Below are 16,603 nucleotides of genomic sequence, written 5' to 3' on the forward strand. Positions count from 1 at the left end.
ACCGATGAAATTCACGACACCCGCACTGATCACGGCGCTCGGGATCACCGCCGCCGCCGTCACCACCGGCACCGCTCATGCGGAACCCGACCGCACCGCGGTGCACTACGAGATCGGCCGCCAGGCGGATTCTGCCCTGGTGACGACTTCGGACGGCAAGCTGAAAGTGGTTGCGGATCAATTGATTCTCACCGACCGTGCGGATCGGCCGGTCGCCGCCGTACCGCTGACCTTCGCCGTCGACGACATCGCGTATCCGATCACCGCCCACATCGACGGCTCCACCGCGACACTCACCCCGGACAGCGGTAACGGGCGGCCCACCCAGGCGCGTCGCGATGTCGTCTCGGTCCGGCAGGCGGCGGAATCGTTCACGCCACGCGATTCACAGGCGCTGGGCGCGTTCGGTCAGCGGGTCGCCATCGCGGCCGGAGTCAGCGCGGTACTGGGCGCGGTCATCGGCGGCGGAATCGGCTGCCTGGTCGGCGGCGCCGTCGGCGCGGCGATCTCCAGTCCGGTGATCGTGCTCCTGGCGCCGTTCGTCGGAGCCACCGTCGCCGGCTGTGTCCTGGGCGCCGCCACGCTCGGCGCCGTGGGATCGATGGCCGGTCTCATCCTGGCCGGTGGTCCCATCACGCTGTTCTCCGCCATCCAGTACTTCTCGACGGTGCTGGCGCCGTGCCCGCCCGAGCTGCCCTACTGCAAGGACCCCGCACAGCCCGCACCCGCCAAGTAGTCGGCCGCCGGATTCTTCGACCACATCTCAGGAGGCATCGTGTTCGATTCGCCCGCACCGGTTTCCACACCGGTCGTCGACGGCATGCGGGCCGGCGGAAGCTGGAACCCGCTGTGGGATCAGCTCTACGAATGGGACCCGGAATGGACCGAACGGTTCATGGCCATGAACGCCACACCGATCGCGCGCCACATCTTTCCACCGGAATTCGTCGAATTGCTGAGCATCGCGATCGACGCGTCCTGCACCCACATGTACGCCCCGGGCGTGCGCCGGCACATCCGCGCCGCACTGGACTTGGGTGTGCCACCCGAACAGATCCTGACGGTCCTCCAGATGGTCAGCGTCCTCGGCATCCACGCCTGCAACCTCGGCATACCCATCCTCGCGGAGGAACTCGGCGAACCCCGGCCGGACCGATGACGCAGTAGTCCGATCGGTAGCGTCGATCGATCAGGTGGGGTCGCCGTACGCCTGTGCCGCCGTGTTGACGCCGGGGGTCCGGGCTCGATCGCTACGCTGGCGCGGTCCCCGGGAAAAGGAGCGTTCATGGGTGCCGCTGTCGATCGGTTGGCCGAGATCGCGTTTCCGCTGTCGCCGTGTCCGGACGAGAGCCGGGCGTTTCACGAACAGTGGCCGGTGCGGCTGGGGGACACCGATGGGGACCAGCGGCTGCGGCTCGATGCGGTGGCGCGGTATCTGCAGGACATCGGCTACGACCACCTGCAAGTGGTCGAGGACGGCGATCTGCATCCGGGGTGGATCGTGCGGCGGACCGTGATCGACGTGCTGCGGCCCATCGAATTCGGGGATCGGGTGCATCTGCGGCGCTGGCCGTCCGCCCTGTCGAATCGGTGGTGCAACATGCGCATCCAGGTGCGCAGTGAGAACGGCGGCCTGATCGAGACCGAGATGTTCCTCATTCACGTCGATATCGAGGCCGGTCGGCCGGCGCGGATGACCGAGCGCTTCATGGCGCCGATGCGCGCCGCCACCGTCGAGCACCGCCTGCGGTGGCGGGCCGCCTTGCGGGAGGGGGCCGGTGACGACGCCGAATTCCGTCCGTTTCCGCTGCGGGTCACCGATGTGGACCGCTACGGGCACGTGAACAACGCGGTCCATTGGGAGGCTGTGGAGGAGGCGCTCGCGCGGTTCCCCGACGCACCGGCGCCGCCCTATCGGGTGATTCTCGAACACGCCGGGCCGGTGATGGGCGCCGACGAGGTGCTGATCCGCGCGTGGCGGGATGCGGGCGCGCTGCATGTGCAGCTCGAAGTCGACGGCAGCGCACGCACATTGGCGCGGATCGAACCGCTCACGCGCTGACGATCCGCGCCGGGCGTTTGCCGCCGCCCGGCGCGGTCCTCGGTCATCGCGGCGCGTTGGCCGGGTCGGCGAGGGTCGGGGTGCGTCCCTGCCGATGTGCCTGCTGGGCGTCGTCGAAGAACTCGCGGCTGAACAGTGCCGAGAGGATCGCGATACCGCCGCGGTGAACACGGAACTCGCTCTTGGTGCTGGTTCCGGTCAACCGGACGACTCGGCCGGCGGCATCCTGCGGCCGAGCGAAATCCTTCACCCGGCCACGCCCGGTCCACTCCAGGTCGCTGTGCTCGACGACCGCGTCGTCGGGAACCAGCAGCTTGACCATGGCGTGGTCCACGTCGGCATGGACGACGATCGGGTCCTCGCCCTCGATCCACGGCGAGCGCAGGTCGATGACGACGCTCGCGTAACGGGCCTTCACCTCGAAGGCGGTGGCGTGGGTCCAATCGCCGAGACGCTTGGCGGTTTCGTGATCGGCGTGAATGCGGACGGTGTCGGTCGTGAGGGTCATTGTTCTGGTCCTTCCGGATCTCAGTGGTCGGGTTCGCCTGCCTCTCAATAGTGACACACAAACTAGTATCGAAGCAACTAGTCTTTCAAAAACTAGTCTGGTGGCACCTAGTAGGATGGGTGACATGCCCACCTCCGACCGGTTCAAGCGATCTCCGCTCGCCATGGCGGTGCTCGGCATCCTGCACCTGGAGCCGATGCATCCGTACGCCATCCAGCGCCGCATCAAGGAGTGGGGGAAGGACAAGGTCGTCAATGTCGGGCAGCGCGCCCAGCTCTACAAGACGATCGCGCGCCTGCAGGACGCCGGTCTGGTGGCGGTCCGCACCACCGGTCGCGACCAGCAGTATCCGGAACGCACGGTCTACGAGATCACCGACGCGGGCCGCGATGCCTGCACGGCCTGGCTCACGGACATGCTCGCCGTGCCCCGCAACGAATTTCCCGAATTCCCGGCCGCCCTGTCGTTTCTGATGCTCCTCGGTCCCGACGCGGCCCGCGAAGAACTGGAGCGCCGGCTGAAAGCGTTGCGCGCCGAGCATTCCGAGCTCGAGACCGGCCTCGCGCAGGCCACGCGGTTCGGCCTGCCGCGTGTCACCATGCTCGAGGACGAATATCAGCGTGCGGTCACCGAGGCCGAAATACGGTGGCTGGAAGGCGTTGTCGCCGCCCTCGCCGACGGGACGCTCACCTGGTCGTGGGAGTCGCTGGCACGGTTCCGGGACCAGGCCGCCCCCGGCGACTAGATATGCCACCGTGGCCGGATGCGGCTCGACGGCCCTATCGTCGGTTACGGTGCCGACGTCGAGACGAACCGGCACGAACCGCCGGCGACCAACAGGACACAGGGGATGGCAATGGCAAAGATCGTGTTGTTCGGAGCTACCGGATATACCGGCCGCCTGACCGCTCGAGCCCTGCTCGATCGCGGCGCCGAGCCGATATTGGCCGCTCGTAACGCCACCGCGCTACAGCAGCTCGCGGCCGATCTCGGCGGCGTCGAGACCGCGGTGGCCGACGTAGCCGATCCCGCATCGGTGCGCGCCCTGCTCGATCGCGGGGACGTGCTGGTGACGACGGTGGGACCGTTCCTGCGGTACGGCGGCCCGGCGCTGGAGGTGGCACTCGAGTCGGGTGCGCACTACTTCGACTCGACCGGCGAAGGCCCGTTCATCCGCCGGGTCTTCGATCGCGACGCCGACGCGCGCCAGGCGGGTGTCGCCCTGCTGACGGCCTTCGGATTCGATTACGTCCCAGGCAATCTGGCCGCCGCCCTCGCGCTGCGCGACGCGCCGGACGCCGCCCGAGTCGACATCGGCTACTTCATCGCCAGCCCCGGCACCAGCGGCGGCACCCGCGCATCCATGGTCGGCATGTTGTTCGAGCGCGGCTTCGCCCTTCGCGACGGTGACATCGTGCCGGAGCGAACCGGGGCCCGGACGCACACCTTCGAGGTGGAGGGCCGCGCGCTCAGGGGCGCCTCGATTCCGGGGTCGGAACACCTCGTTCTGCACCGCGCCCATCCGAACCTGCGCGAGGCCGACGTCTATCTCGGCATGCCCGGCGGCGCCGCCCGTGTGCTGCAGGCGACCTCCCTCGTCACGGACACCGTCGCCCGGGTGGCGCCCATGAAGCACATGGCCGAGAGTGCCTTGAATGCCCTGGTCAAGGGTTCGACCGGGGGGCCCGATGCGGCCACCCGGGCCCGGACGCGCACCTGGTCGGTCGCCGAAACCCGCGACGCCACGGGCCGAATCCTGTCCTCTGCCACCCTGGCCGGCGTCGACCCCTACGACTTCACCGCCGCGATCCTCGCCTGGGGCGCGCACACCACGCTCGCCGGTGGTCTCGTCGGCACCGGCGCCCTCGGGCCGGTCGAAGCCTTCGGCCTGGAACCGCTCACCGCCGCGGCGGCCGATGCCGGACTGCGCGGGGCCACACCCGCGTAGACTGACTTCCGGACGTGCGAAGACCCGGCCGGGTATGGGTTAGTCCCGGTGACGCGAACCGTTGAACACCGCACCTTCCGCAGGTGTGACCTGTACGTCCCTTCCGATGATGTTGCATGCGAAGGGACTCGGTCATGTCGAAGTTCACTGTTGTTGTCGCCGGAGCCGGGCTGGGCGGGCTGGCCTTGGCGCACGGGTTGCGCCGCCGGGGCATCGATGTCGTTGTGTACGAACGTGATTCCGCAGTGGATACCCGGCGTCAGGGCTACCGGCTGCATCTGGACGCCGCGGCACGACGTGCGCTGCACCAGGTGCTGCCCGCGTCGCTGTGCGCACTGTTCGACGCCACCACGGGCACCCCGAAACCCCGATTCACGGTGCTGGACACCGAACTCGGTGAACGGTTCGCCCAGGATTCGGCGGAGCCGGCCTACGCGGTCGACCGCCTGACGCTGCGCCGCATCCTGCTCACCGGTATCGACGACCGCGTCGTCTTCGGCAAGGCGGTCGTCGGATACCGCACCGAGGGCGATCGGATCGACGTTCGTCTGGCCGACGGCGACAGTGTTCGTGCCGACATACTGGTCGGCGCCGATGGGATCAATTCCGTTGTGCGCCGGCAGTATCTGCCGCATGCCCGGATCGTCGACACCGGTGTGCGCCAGCTCTACGGTGCGATCGCGCTGAACGCGCGGACGCGGAACTTGTTCGACGACAGCATGTTCGGCATCTTCACCATGATCGCCGGCCCGGACCGGAATTTCGTCGGCGTCGCGCCCGTCGAATTCCCCGAGGACCCGGCGACCGCGGCGGCCCGCCTCGTGCCGGCCGCGAACCTGCCGTCCGTTCCGGACTACATGACCTGTTCGTTCGGCGCTCGCACCGAGTGGTTCGGTGCCGTGGAAACGTCCCTGCGCGACCTCGACGGCGGCCGCCTGAAAGATCTCGTCTCCGCCGCGGTCCGGACCTGGCATCCACGCATTCGCGCGATCGTCGACGCCTGCGACCCGGCCGGTATGTTCGCCCTCCCGCTGCGAACCAGCGTGCCGATCCCGGCGTGGCCGACCACGCCGATCACCCTGCTGGGTGATGCCGTGCACGCCATGAGTCCGGCGGCGGGATCTGGCGCCTGCGTCGCACTACGCGACGCGGCCGACCTGGCCGAGACTCTCGAATCCGTTGTGGCAGGGAAGGATCGGCGTTCCGCGCTGCACGAGTACGAACAACGTCTGATCGACTACGGATTCACCGCGGTCCGCACCGGGGCAGCCGACGGACACCGCTTTCTGGGGCAGAACCCGCTGCCCGCGTAGGGGGCGGGACGAGGGCCGCGATCCGGCGATCGGGCGCTTCCCACGCCGAGCGGCCCCCTCGCGCGCATGGCAGGCTGCGGGCATGGAGCTCTCGCGCTGTGTTGTCCTGGTCCCGACCCACGGATCGATCGCACCGGATTTCGCCCGCAATCTGGCCCGGCTGGAGCAGCGTGGTTACGAGGTCCGGACCGTCACGGGATTCGCGGCGATCGATCAGGGACGCAGTCAGATGGCCACCGACGCGTTGCGCGACGGATTCGAAGGGCTGATGTGGATCGATTCCGATATCGCGTTCGATGTGGATTCGGTGGACCGGTTGCGCGCACACGATCTGCCGATCGTGTGCGGGATCTATGCGAAGAAGGGTGTGCGCGGCCTGGCCTGCCATGTGTTGCCCGGAACCCCGAGCATCCTGTTCGGTGAAGGCGGGGGATTGCTGGAGATCAAATACGCCGCCACCGGATTCCTGTTCACCCACCGCGACGTCTACGAAACCGTCGCCGAACACGAACAACTTCCGGTGTGCAATCTGCGGTTCGACCGCCCGACCGTCCCGTATTTCCTGCCCATGCTGGTACCCGACGGTGAGCACACCTGGTATTTGGGCGAGGACTACGCGTTCTGTGAGCGAGCGCGGCGCAGCGGCTACTCGATCATGGCCGACAGCTCGTTCCGGCTGGGGCATGTGGGGACCTACAGCTACAGCTGGGAGGAAGCGGGTGCGGATTCGCACCGCTACGCGAGTTACAACTACCGGCTGGGGTGAGTCGCAGATTGCGATCGAATGTCCGGAACGCGAATTCCGGTTACTTCGCAGCGATCGGGCGGTCCGGCACGAAATTCGCAATGTGCGTCCCACTGGGGTTGAATCGGGATATGCGGTCGGACTATCACGCGAATCTGCGGCAGCTCGCCGAGTTGTTGCATGCGATGTGTGAACAGGACCGGACGGCCATTTCGGCGGCCACCTACGCGGTGGTGAACGCCGATATCGAACAGGCCGAGGCCGCGCTGGACGTCGTCGGCCGGGTCGAGGAGATGGCGCAGCAGACCGAACAGGAAGCGCTGCGCCTGCTGGCCTTGCAGGCCCCGGTCGCCAGCGAGTTGCGGCGGGTGGTGACCGCTATCCAGCTCACCGGTCATCTTCAGCGCATGGGCGCGCTGGCCGGGCATATCGCCACCAGCGCGCGCCGGCGCCATCCCGAGCACGTCGTTCCCGAACCGGTGCGGCCGTTGGTCGAGCGCCTCGGCTCCACCGCCTGTGCCATCGCCACGAGCGCCGCGGCGGTGCTCGAAACCGGCGATCCCTACGACGCGGCCGGTCTCGACGCCCAGGACGACGCGCTGGACCATCTGCACGAGCAACTGCTGGCCGCGGTGCTGGACCACGACTGGGCGCACGGCATCACGGCCGCGGTCGATCTCACGCTGCTGGGACGGTATTACGAGCGCTTCGCCGACAATGCCGTGGAAGTGGGACGCCGCACCATCTTCCTCACCACCGGGGAAACCGCCGAGAACTGGGCGCCGGACGACGACGAGTGATCCGGCCGGCCCGCAGATCTCATGGGGCGGAACCGAATTCGGCCAGCACCGTGCCGTGCCGGACGACACCGGAGAGGCCGGGGAGCTCCGCCGGCGCCGACCAGGTGCGAAATCCGTCGTAGCTGTCGCTGTAGAGATAGCGGTCCTCGGTGTAGGCGTCGAGATAGATGCGATGCCCGCCGTCGGGCAGCGGCACCACCGACGGGCCTTCCCGCGGGCCGCCCCATCCGGCCCAATCACCTTTGGCCACAAAGGAATACGGGCCCAAGGGGTTGTCCGCGACCGCCAGTTCGACGAGTTTGGTGTCCTCGTTCTTCACGAACGCGTACACCCGCCCGTTCCACCGCACCAGCTGCGTGTCGATGTAGCCCAGCGAACCCGGACCGCTCGGGCCGACTCCGAGCATCGGTATCGGCGGCGCCCAGGCGGAAAGTCCCGCGCCCGCCGGTATCAGCAGGTGCGGGGTGAAGCCGTGCCCCCAGGTCAGCGACACGATGATGCCGACTCGGCCCGCCGCATCGGCATACCACTCCGGGGCCCACGCCCCTTCCAGGCGGCCCGGCACCAGCATCGGGACCGAGGCCAGCTCCGTCCACGCGATCCGGTCGCGGCTGCGCGCCAGGCCGATCGAGGTCGCATCGGGGGCTTCGGTGTAGGTGAGGTAGTACCAGCCGTCGGTATGCAGCAGCACGCTCGGATCGCGAGCCAATCCGGTGCGCGGTGTGAACGCGCGTTCGGCGACCGACGTGAACACCGTCGCATCCGCCGACTCGTATACGGCCACGGTGGTGTCACTGTCGGTGCGAAACGCCGTCATGGTGTACCGCGTGGGCACCCGCTGGGGGTCGGCGCCGATCCCCGGTAGCGCCGACTGCGCTCGTGCCGTCCCCGGCGCCAGCAGGGGCAGTCCGGCCAGCAACGCGAGTGCGGCTCTGCGTCCCATCGCCATGACCAGCGATTGTGCGGTTCGCGCGCGACGATTCGCCGCAGGCGCGCCGGAGCGGACTCGCCTCCGGCGTGGCGTGGCCCCAGCCCGCCGCCGACTGTAGTGGAATCGATGCGCAGCCCGCGGTTCAGCCCGAACGTGAAGTGATCTTGCTCGACACCACCGGCACCGACCTCCCGGCCGACGCGGCGAAGGCCGCGGCCGGACCGGAGGTGGCCAGACCAAGAGGGAGAACTCACTCGTGCGAACAACTCTTGTGGCGCTCGTGCTGGCTCTGTTGACAGCGGGCGGCGTCGCGACGGCGGGTCCGGCACCCGCGCAATCCGATCCGATTCCGATGAACCCGCGCACCTCGTTCGCTGTGGCCGCACTGATCCCCGGAACCGGCGCGGGCACAGAGAATTTCGACGAGATCCGGCCCGCCCTGTCGATCATCAAGCTGTATCTGGTCGACTACGTGCTGCGCCACGGCGACGGTTCCGGCTCGGATCGGCGGGCGGCGCAGCGCGCGATCCAGCTCTCCGACAGTGCCGCCGCCAGTGAGCTGGATACCAAGTACCCCCACGCCATCGACGCCACCGCCGCGGAGTTCGGATCGGCCGACACCCGGCGCGGTTCGTTCTGGGGCGACTCCTACACCAGCGCCCGGGACGTAGCCGAATTCCTCGCCGCCAAGCAACGCACCGATCCCGGTTCGCCCATGCTGCGGTGGATGGCCACCGCGAGCCCGATCGCCGCCGACGGTACGGCGCAGAACTGGGGCACCGCGCATCTTCCCGCGATCATCGGCACGAAATGGGGATGGTCGGACGACGGCACCGAGGTCGCCTCGGCCTCCTTCGGCCCCGGCTTCGCGATCGCCGCCTTCACCCACGGCGATGCGAACGACGAGAACGCCGACCTCGCGGTATTCACGGGGAAATAACGGCGCTGCGGCTGCCGGTCGGCGCGGCGTCGCGCACAGCGGTTGGAGATATTTCGTGTGCGGAGATCGCGGACCGGTTACCGTGACACCCGGAGATCCTCCGTTTGGTTCTGCCGCTGCGGGGGAAGGTATTTCGGAGAATCCCGCGTTCGAGCGGGCGGGGAGGGCGATTCGATGGACGCGGTAGGGGACACGGTGCCCGTCGGTTCGATTCCGATCGGTGCCGTTGTTCGGGATGTCGTCGCGGAGGTAGCTCCCGACGAGCTGCCGGTGGTGGATCGACTGCGGCAATTGGGCGACGACCGCGCGGCGCGTCTGCTCGCGCGCCGCAGAAGTGGTGGTGATCTGCTCGGTTTCGGCATCGACGAGGTCGCTGTGCTGGCGAGCCCGGTGCTGTGGATCGTGCTCACCAAGGCGGCGGAGCAGTTCACGGAGGGGGCGATCAGCAGCGGTGGCCAGGCGGCGCGGCGCTGGTTGCGCAAGCGGCTCGGCCGCGCGAAGGCCGTGACGGTATTGCCTCCGCTCGAGCCCGAACAGATCGCGGAGGTGCGGGCGCGGGTACTGGATTCCGCACTGCGCAGTGGCATGGACGCCGATCGGGCTCGGCTGCTGGCCGATTCGGTGGCCGGCCGTCTGGTCGTCGACGCGGTGCCCGAGCTCGCCGAGCCCTCGGCCGAACCCGACCGCGATTCGAGCACACCGAGCTGACCGTGCGTGCCGAGGAGGGGGAGGCTGCCGCGGGTCCGGACGCGGTACCTATAGACACCGGATTCTTCGCCGCAGGCACCGCGGTCCGGTTCGCGTTGCTGCTCGCCTTCGTCACGGTCGACAGCCTGACTCTGCTGTCGACCACCCTGGTGCAGTTACGCGAGGGCGACGAGTGGTACACCTGGTTCCAGTTGTGCCGTCTCGCAGTGGGATACGATCCGACCGAGCCGTATATACCCGCAGCGATGATGACGCGTGCGGCATTCGTCGCCTCGTGCGACGCGGCTCACGGGGTGCGTTCCCACAGCGATCCGGTGACGGTGATATCGGCCCTCGCGGTGGTGTTCGCTCTCGCCGCGGCGCTGTTCGTGCTGGGCCCGATGTGGCGGCGCCGACGTGGCCGGTTGCTGCCGGTGGATCCCGAGTCGTCCGACGAACTGGCGCGGCAATTGCGAGATCTCGTGCAGCGGGCCGACTTACGCAGGACACCGGCGTTCGCCATCGATCCGAGGGCGGATTCCGTCGGTGCGGTCGTCTTCGGCCGGATGGGCCGCTACACCGTATGCCTGGACGCCGGCCTGGTCGCACGGGGCAGCGCCGAGCCCGCCGTGCTGCGCGACGTGGTACTGCACGAACTGGCGCACATCCGCAATCGCGACGTGGACATCACCTACGCCACGGTCGCGCTGTGGCGGGCATTCCTGATCTGCGCGCTGCTACCCAACATTGTCGGGCAGGCCGTATCACTGTTCCAGCATCCCGATATCTGGCGTAGTCAATGGGAATTGGGGTTGCGTGGCCTGATCCGGGTCGTGGTCCTCATCGCGTTGACTTATCTCGTCCGGGCGGACATCTTGCGTACCCGCGAGGTCTATGCCGATATCGACGCCGCGCGCCTCGCCGGGGATACCGCCTTCACATGGCGGGATCGACCCGGCGCGCGTCGTCCGAAACTCCCTGCCCGGCATCGCCTTCTGGGGCTGATGCGCACGCACCCCGACTGGTCCGACCGCAGTCGATGGCGAAACGACCCGGGAATACTGTTCGGCGCGACCGCACTCCCGATGTTCCTCACCGGAGTCACCGCGCAGGTGGCGAATGTTCAGGCGACCATCTGGTCGAGTCCCGGCACTACGGCCGAGGTGGCGACCTGGACGACCGCCGTACTCGTCGTCGGCATCGCGGGTTACATCCTCTGGCGCGCGGTCGGTTACGCGGTTCTCATCGATCGGCCGGTGCCCTCGGGATGGATTGCGGGCGTCTGGCTCGGCGCGGGCCTGGCGGTCGGCGAACTGCTGTCCTTCCGCACTGCCGGTGTGAGACTCTTGCCTCCCGACCCCGAGATTCTGATCGTCCTGCTGATCAGTGCTCCGGTATTCACGAGCTGGGTCACCCAGTGCGCCGAAATCTGGATTCGGGGTAGTCGTGGCCGATCGCTGCGCCTGGTGCGGATACTGGGACTCGCCGCGGCCCTGATCGTGTTCGGCACGTGGTACGGCTACTGGATGAACGGGCTTTTCCTCTTGCAGAGGGGGGCGCTGCGGTCGCCCGATTTGTCCTTGCCGGGAACCCCGGGATGGTTCTGGGTCGTCGCCGACCTCGGCAACAGACCGCTGGTACTCGTGGGCGCATCCGTTCTGTGGTTGTTCCCGTTGCTCGCCGTGGTGCGGCGATGGAACACATTCCCGCCCGCATGGGTGCGACGCGCCCGCACCGACGCATCGGACGCGGGAGCGGTGGTGCATCGGGCCGTGCCGGTGCGGCACGCCGCCGCGGGTGCGGTCGTCGGCGGTGGACTGTGCTGGTTGACCGTTGTGGTGATCATGGCGCGACTGCATCCCGACCAGCCGCCGTTCGGGCAGCTACCCGACGAGTGGGTGTTCCGCTATCCGATGTGGCTGAGCGCGGGTCTCGGCTGTGTGCTCATGCTGACGGCGATCGGAGTATCGGCGACCGCGGCGCGATTCCGGCTGCTCATGGGGCTCGCCGCCGCCGGCGGCGCCGGATTGGCCGGTCTGGCCGGCTTGTTCGTCCTCGCGGCGACCGACGGATGTATCGCACCCATGCGGGTCATGGCCCACACCTGCCGCTGGCGACCGGGCCCGGCCTGGATGGTCGTCACGTTGCAGGTGCCGTTCGTCCTCGGTCTCGCGATCTACCTCGCGGCGGTGGCCGCGCTGCTGGGTGCGGCCATCGCCGTGGCCGGCCGTCGGCTTGCCGGCCGAGCGCGGGCCACGGCACCGCGATTCGACATGGAGCCCGAGCTGCCGCGATCGGCGGTTGTGCGTGGTGTCGTCGTGGTGCTCGCGGCCGGAGCGGTGATCGCTCTGGTTGCGAATACCGCGATTTCCTTCTACGACCGTGGACATGTCGAGGGGGCCGCCGTCGGAACACTCGGGCGGGAAGCACAGCCCACCCCCGAGGCGCGGGCGCGCCGGATAGATGCCTGGCTTCGGGTCGGTGGTGCGGCCGAAGCCAACAGGCTCCACGACGACAACGAACGGTTACGAGCGGCTACTGCGGCCGCCGTGCGCGCTGCCGAGGGACAGCCGACGGTCGCCGTCGATCCGGAGATATTCGCGCCGTTGTGTGCTGCGATCGCCGCCGACGCCGACCGTGCGGCCGCGTTCGTTCCGATTCCGGACGACCTGGCCCAGGCCGACTGGGCGACATGGCTCGCCGTGGTGAAACGCGCCGGTGACGACTGCCGGCGCAGTTTCGACGACAAGAACGACACCCTGTTCGACCGATCGATGACCGAGTACGTCGCGGCCGACGCCGCGTACGCGACGCTCCTGCGCCACTTCGACGAGATCCGCGACGCCGCGGCGGGGGGCTGACCGGGGCATGCGAGACCGCTCACCCGATTGTCGGCAGGGTGAACGCGGCGGTGCGGACCACGTCGCCGTGCTCGAAATCGAGGAACAGCCGGTAGGTTCCGGGGCCGGGGACGGCGGTGTGGAAGGTGACCTCCGGGCCCGGGGCGGTGACGCCGTCGCCGGGTTCGCCGTTCGGGTGGACGTGCACATAGGCCAGATCGCCCGCCCGCAGGATCACCAGATGGCCGTAGGCCGCCAGATACGGCTGTAGGTCGGTGACCGGCTCGCCGTTCTTCCGCACGGTCAGGGTGAGCAGGCGGCCCTCGCCGGGCACCAGATCGCCGTCGAGAGTCACCTCGTAGCCGTCGACTTTCGCGGTCCGTTCGGCCGCGGGTGTCGGGCGAGGTTCGTACGCCCCGGTGACGGCCAGATCCGCGCCCAGGGTGATGGTCTTGCCGAGTGCGCGCGGGGCGATGTCGGTGAAGACTCGATACGCGCCCGCCGCCGGCAGGTTCAGCCGCACCGTCCAGATGCCGTCGGCGGTGAGTTCGGGATGCACGTGCCAGAACCCGGTCAGCTCCCGCTGCACCACGATCAGATGCAGCTCCCGATCGTGGATCGCGGTGTACTCGGTGACCGGTGTGCCGTCCGGCCCCAGGATCCGGAACCGGAAGTCGACCTCACCCGGTGCGAGGATCGGCTCGGCGAGCGCCAAAGTGTAACCGTCCTGGGTGATCTGGAGTCCGCCCGGCAGCCCACCACCGTGCGCGGCGTGTTCGGCGTGCCCGCCGTGGCCTTCGTGCCCGGCATGCTGCTCGCGCGGGCCGTGGGCCCCGTGATTCGCCTGTGCCCCATGGTGTTCGAGGTGAGCGTGTGTGGTCATCGTCCCGGCCTTTCGATCTGTTCTCGTCCGACATCGGAAACGTTAATACCCCTGGGGGGTATGTGCAACCGATGACAAGTGAGACGAAGAAGACGACCGGATTCGAAACGCGACCGGCCGGCCCGGAATCGGGCCGGCCGGTCGGTCGGAAAAGCTCTGAACGAAGTACCGAGCTCCTTCGGGGGAGTGCCCGTCAGCTCAGACCGGTCACTTCCTGGGCGATCGCGGCGAGCCGCGTCTGAGCGGCCGAGACGACGCCGTGGCGGTTCTTGTGGGCTTCCTCGTAGGCGACGATCGCGCGGATGTCGGCCGGCTCGGTGAGCTCCTTCACCGCGGCGACGGCTTGGGACACGTTCAACTCGTCGTAGTCGCCGACCGGGAGCTCGCTAGGTTCGAGAACACCCGTGGTGGCGCGGATCGAATGCAGCGCATCGGCGGCCGCACCGGCGCCTTCGTGGCGCGTGACCTGCTCGGCGGTTTCGAGCGCGGCATCGCGCGAGGCCGACAGCGTCTTGACGGCGACATCACCGGCGTGGGCTCCCCGCGCGAGCAGCTCGCCGAGCGCCGGCGGGGTGGTGCGAACGGAGTCCAGCGCGCGATCCAGGCCGCGAGCCGACCACGTGACGGGCAGGTTGAACAGTTTCACCGCGGTCCCCGTCGCCGCCTGAAGAACGGTGCGGCGCAACGCGGCCGGTCCGCCGAGGGCGTCCTCGGCCAGGACGGTGGTCAGCCAATCCACGGTGGCCGAATGCGCGGTGATCAGGCGGTCGGCCAACGTCACGACCTCGCGCTGCCCCGCGGCGGTCGCCAGGGCCTTGATGTAGCGGGCGCGGTCGAGCAGCTGGTGCTCCAGCGCCAGGTCGCCGAGCAGCGCCTCGTCGAACGGCTGAGCCTGTTCGGCCATCGCCTTGATGGCAGCGACCGCGCGGCCGAGGAACGGGCCGACCACCTCGGGCACACTGCCCAGATCGCGGATGGCCGCCTCGATGGCCTCGGCGCGGGCGCGGCCCTTGTCGGCGTTCTCGGAAAGCTCCCGGCGAACCGCCTCGGTCCGGGCCTGAGCGATCCGGGTCTCGGCCACCTGGATCTCGGTGTTGGTCAAGGTCAGCACAGCTCGCAGCTGGGCCAGCAGGGTGGAGGTATCGGGAGTGCTCATGCGAATCTCGTCCTTCGGCGTATAGACGGCATCAGGTCGGGGCGCAACGTTGCACCATATCTGCGACTACCCGCCATAACCGACGATTAACATGTTCGGCGCTGACGCGATCGCGGCAGCGGGCAGTCGTGGATCGGCCGAGCGGTCCTGATGCGGTCAACCGAGATAGGTCGATTCGAGCACGAGATCCTTGAGCACCTTCTGGTATTCGGCGTGCGTCCGATGCTCTCGGGTTGTCCACCGGGTGCCCTCGTGGCGGCGCATGAACGCTCGATACTCCGGGGCGCCCGGGTATTTCACGTTGTCCGCCACCACGACCGAGCCGGGACGCAGCCACTCCTGATCCATGATCCGGCGGAGATCGGGAAGATATTCGTCCTTCTCGTGGTCGAGGAAGGCGAAATCCAATGTGCCGGGGGAGAACTGGTGCTCATTACCCAGCGCGCCGAGCGTCTTCCCGTCGTCGCCGAGGGTGCCGACGATGACGACGATCCGCTCGCCGACGCCCGCGTGATCCCAGATCTGCCGCGCGACAGCGGCATTCGCCGCATTGAACTCGATCGAGTACAGCACGGCATCGGCCGGCATGACCCGCGCGATGCGCAATGCGCTGTACCCGCAATAGGTTCCGAGCTCCAGCAGGCGCCGCGGCCGCGCGGCGGCGACGGCCCGGTCGAGGATCCGGCCCTTCTCGTCACCGATGTTGATCAGGTAACTCTTGGTATAGCAGAACTCGTCGATCGCCCGGATGACGTCGTCGATGTCGCCTTTTCGCGCATGCGCGCACACATAGTCCGCCAGCGCCTGTTCCCGGCCGTCGCCGACCTGCCAGGTGGCGCCCATATGCCGGAGGCCGAACAGAAACCGCACATACGACCATCGCAGGAACATCACCGGTTTGCCCACGCTCTCGTTGGCGGCGATCGCCAGGGCGACCGCCGCGACGGCGGCCAGGGCCAACCGCGGGAGACGGAGACCGAACACAGCCGGCCGGCGGGCGGCCAGCAGAATCGACGAAGCAACCGACACCGCGGCGGCCACGATCGCAGTGGAATGCTTGCTCATCTGTTCTTCCCTTCGCCGTGCCGATGCAGTTCGGCCTCCAGGATCGGCCCGATGACCGCGAGGGCCTCGGGGTTGGTCATCTGGGCATGGGTGACGTCGACGCGGTGTTGCGTGATCTGCCCGGATACGAAGGGCCGCCACATCTCGCCGGTCAGCTCGCCGGTGATGCCTTCGGTCGCCGAGAAATACAGCAGATCGCCGTCGTAGCGTGCGGGCCGGTAGCTCGTGGACATGGCGACACTGTCGACATATCCCTGGTGGAGGCGTTCGAGCTGCTCACGGCTCAACCCGCGACCGGGACCGGGACTGTCGGCGAGCACGTCCACAGCTTCGTCCAGGGTGAGTGGCCGAGTGTCCGGGGTGGCCGACTCGTTGCCCTGCAGGTGGGTGACCAGATCACGGACGGTGGGCGGTTCCGGCTGGGGCGCACCCTCGTCGAAGGCCACGCTGTCGAACATCACGAGCAGTCCCACGGCGTGCCCCCGGGCGCGCAGCCGGACGGCGAGCGCGTGCGCGAGTTGCCCGCCCAGCGACCAGCCGAGCAGGTGGTAGGGGCCCTCCGGCTGGACGCGCGTGAGTTCGCGCAGATACACCTCGGCGAGCTCGTCGACGGTGTGGTACCTGCGCGACCCCCCGGAGACGGCCGGAGACTGCAGACCGTAGACGGGCCGGTCGGTGACGTACCGCAGCAGACCCGAGTAGCACCACGAGAGCGGAACGGCGGC

At 68.5% G+C, this 16,603-nt stretch carries 17 protein-coding genes; 11 read left to right on the top strand and 6 right to left on the bottom strand.

Features of this window, described 5'->3' with window-relative positions; translation table 11 throughout:
• Positions 1 to 4: 4 nt before the first annotated feature.
• From A5780_RS33220 to A5780_RS33230, 3 genes are all read left to right on the top strand, one after another.
• Positions 5 to 736: a hypothetical protein gene (locus tag A5780_RS33220; RefSeq protein WP_064911021.1), complete on the top strand. Its 732-nt coding sequence runs from the start codon at positions 5 to 7 to the stop codon at positions 734 to 736.
• A gap of 84 nt (positions 737 to 820) precedes the next feature.
• A complete protein-coding gene (locus tag A5780_RS33225; protein ID WP_063009437.1) occupies positions 821 to 1,159 on the top strand; it encodes a carboxymuconolactone decarboxylase family protein in 339 nt (112 codons plus the stop codon).
• A 126-nt stretch (positions 1,160 to 1,285) separates the two neighbouring features.
• Positions 1,286 to 2,062, top strand: coding sequence for an acyl-[acyl-carrier-protein] thioesterase (locus A5780_RS33230; RefSeq protein WP_064905771.1), 777 nt, complete (start codon positions 1,286 to 1,288; stop codon positions 2,060 to 2,062).
• Positions 2,063 to 2,105: 43 nt separating this feature from the next.
• Here A5780_RS33230 and A5780_RS33235 read toward each other — a convergent pair whose 3' ends face one another.
• Complete coding sequence (locus A5780_RS33235; RefSeq protein WP_063009203.1) at positions 2,106 to 2,570, bottom strand: hypothetical protein; 465 nt, start codon at positions 2,568 to 2,570, stop codon at positions 2,106 to 2,108.
• A 124-nt stretch (positions 2,571 to 2,694) separates the two neighbouring features.
• Here A5780_RS33235 and A5780_RS33240 point away from each other — a divergent pair, with 124 nt between their 5' ends.
• The 5 genes from A5780_RS33240 (at position 2,695) to A5780_RS33260 (ending at position 7,376) form a co-directional block, all read left to right on the top strand.
• Positions 2,695 to 3,315 (top strand): PadR family transcriptional regulator, encoded by a 621-nt coding sequence (locus tag A5780_RS33240; protein ID WP_063009439.1) that lies wholly within the window; start codon positions 2,695 to 2,697, stop codon positions 3,313 to 3,315.
• A 111-nt stretch (positions 3,316 to 3,426) separates the two neighbouring features.
• The gene (locus tag A5780_RS33245) at positions 3,427 to 4,518 is read left to right on the top strand and encodes a trans-acting enoyl reductase family protein (RefSeq protein ID WP_064911037.1); all 1,092 of its coding nucleotides are present in this window, start codon (positions 3,427 to 3,429) and stop codon (positions 4,516 to 4,518) included.
• 134 nt (positions 4,519 to 4,652) lie between these two features.
• On the top strand, positions 4,653 to 5,831 hold the full coding sequence (locus A5780_RS33250; protein ID WP_064911022.1) for an NAD(P)/FAD-dependent oxidoreductase: 1,179 nt from the start codon (positions 4,653 to 4,655) through the stop codon (positions 5,829 to 5,831).
• 82 nt (positions 5,832 to 5,913) lie between these two features.
• Positions 5,914 to 6,597 (top strand): hypothetical protein, encoded by a 684-nt coding sequence (locus tag A5780_RS33255; RefSeq protein WP_064911023.1) that lies wholly within the window; start codon positions 5,914 to 5,916, stop codon positions 6,595 to 6,597.
• A gap of 110 nt (positions 6,598 to 6,707) precedes the next feature.
• A complete protein-coding gene (locus tag A5780_RS33260) occupies positions 6,708 to 7,376 on the top strand; it encodes a PhoU domain-containing protein (RefSeq protein ID WP_063009441.1) in 669 nt (222 codons plus the stop codon).
• Positions 7,377 to 7,395: 19 nt separating this feature from the next.
• Here the strand turns inward: A5780_RS33260 and A5780_RS33265 are convergent, their stop codons facing one another.
• A complete protein-coding gene (locus A5780_RS33265; protein ID WP_369829566.1) occupies positions 7,396 to 8,325 on the bottom strand; it encodes a hypothetical protein in 930 nt (309 codons plus the stop codon).
• Between the two features lie 238 nt (positions 8,326 to 8,563).
• Here A5780_RS33265 and A5780_RS33270 point away from each other — a divergent pair, with 238 nt between their 5' ends.
• From A5780_RS33270 to A5780_RS33280, 3 genes are all read left to right on the top strand, one after another.
• On the top strand, positions 8,564 to 9,247 hold the full coding sequence (locus tag A5780_RS33270; RefSeq protein WP_064911024.1) for a hypothetical protein: 684 nt from the start codon (positions 8,564 to 8,566) through the stop codon (positions 9,245 to 9,247).
• Positions 9,248 to 9,421: 174 nt separating this feature from the next.
• Positions 9,422 to 9,955, top strand: coding sequence for a hypothetical protein (locus tag A5780_RS33275; protein WP_063009213.1), 534 nt, complete (start codon positions 9,422 to 9,424; stop codon positions 9,953 to 9,955).
• Between the two features lie 2 nt (positions 9,956 to 9,957).
• Positions 9,958 to 12,795, top strand: a complete 2,838-nt coding sequence (locus tag A5780_RS33280; protein WP_064911025.1) for a M48 family metalloprotease — start codon at positions 9,958 to 9,960, stop codon at positions 12,793 to 12,795.
• Between the two features lie 19 nt (positions 12,796 to 12,814).
• Here A5780_RS33280 and A5780_RS33285 read toward each other — a convergent pair whose 3' ends face one another.
• The 4 genes from A5780_RS33285 to A5780_RS33300 all read right to left on the bottom strand — a co-directional run.
• Complete coding sequence (locus tag A5780_RS33285) at positions 12,815 to 13,657, bottom strand: hypothetical protein (protein ID WP_064911026.1); 843 nt, start codon at positions 13,655 to 13,657, stop codon at positions 12,815 to 12,817.
• A 193-nt stretch (positions 13,658 to 13,850) separates the two neighbouring features.
• Positions 13,851 to 14,813, bottom strand: coding sequence for a hypothetical protein (locus A5780_RS33290; RefSeq protein WP_064911027.1), 963 nt, complete (start codon positions 14,811 to 14,813; stop codon positions 13,851 to 13,853).
• Between the two features lie 156 nt (positions 14,814 to 14,969).
• Complete coding sequence (locus A5780_RS33295) at positions 14,970 to 15,704, bottom strand: O-methyltransferase (RefSeq protein WP_064901681.1); 735 nt, start codon at positions 15,702 to 15,704, stop codon at positions 14,970 to 14,972.
• 170 nt (positions 15,705 to 15,874) lie between these two features.
• Positions 15,875 to 16,603, bottom strand: a 729-nt coding sequence (locus tag A5780_RS33300) for an alpha/beta fold hydrolase (RefSeq protein WP_156769736.1), incomplete at its 5' end; no start/stop codon positions are given.

Source organism: Nocardia sp. 852002-20019_SCH5090214, assembly GCF_001665865.1.
GTDB lineage: Bacteria > Actinomycetota > Actinomycetes > Mycobacteriales > Mycobacteriaceae > Nocardia > Nocardia nova.

What these genes read in the sequence shown, in the direction of transcription:
- A5780_RS33220 (WP_064911021.1), top strand. Translation starts at nt 5, where the DNA reads ATGAAATTCACGACACCCGCACTGATCACGGCGCTCGGGATCACCGCC.
- A5780_RS33225 (WP_063009437.1), top strand. Translation starts at nt 821, where the DNA reads ATGCGGGCCGGCGGAAGCTGGAACCCGCTGTGGGATCAGCTCTACGAA.
- A5780_RS33230 (WP_064905771.1), top strand. Translation starts at nt 1,286, where the DNA reads ATGGGTGCCGCTGTCGATCGGTTGGCCGAGATCGCGTTTCCGCTGTCG.
- A5780_RS33235 (WP_063009203.1), bottom strand. Translation starts at nt 2,570, where the DNA reads ATGACCCTCACGACCGACACCGTCCGCATTCACGCCGATCACGAAACC.
- A5780_RS33240 (WP_063009439.1), top strand. Translation starts at nt 2,695, where the DNA reads ATGCCCACCTCCGACCGGTTCAAGCGATCTCCGCTCGCCATGGCGGTG.
- A5780_RS33245 (WP_064911037.1), top strand. Translation starts at nt 3,427, where the DNA reads ATGGCAAAGATCGTGTTGTTCGGAGCTACCGGATATACCGGCCGCCTG.
- A5780_RS33250 (WP_064911022.1), top strand. Translation starts at nt 4,653, where the DNA reads ATGTCGAAGTTCACTGTTGTTGTCGCCGGAGCCGGGCTGGGCGGGCTG.
- A5780_RS33255 (WP_064911023.1), top strand. Translation starts at nt 5,914, where the DNA reads ATGGAGCTCTCGCGCTGTGTTGTCCTGGTCCCGACCCACGGATCGATC.
- A5780_RS33260 (WP_063009441.1), top strand. Translation starts at nt 6,708, where the DNA reads ATGCGGTCGGACTATCACGCGAATCTGCGGCAGCTCGCCGAGTTGTTG.
- A5780_RS33265 (WP_369829566.1), bottom strand. Translation starts at nt 8,325, where the DNA reads ATGGCGATGGGACGCAGAGCCGCACTCGCGTTGCTGGCCGGACTGCCC.
- A5780_RS33275 (WP_063009213.1), top strand. Translation starts at nt 9,422, where the DNA reads ATGGACGCGGTAGGGGACACGGTGCCCGTCGGTTCGATTCCGATCGGT.
- A5780_RS33285 (WP_064911026.1), bottom strand. Translation starts at nt 13,657, where the DNA reads ATGACCACACACGCTCACCTCGAACACCATGGGGCACAGGCGAATCAC.
- A5780_RS33290 (WP_064911027.1), bottom strand. Translation starts at nt 14,813, where the DNA reads ATGAGCACTCCCGATACCTCCACCCTGCTGGCCCAGCTGCGAGCTGTG.
- A5780_RS33295 (WP_064901681.1), bottom strand. Translation starts at nt 15,704, where the DNA reads ATGTTCCTGCGATGGTCGTATGTGCGGTTTCTGTTCGGCCTCCGGCAT.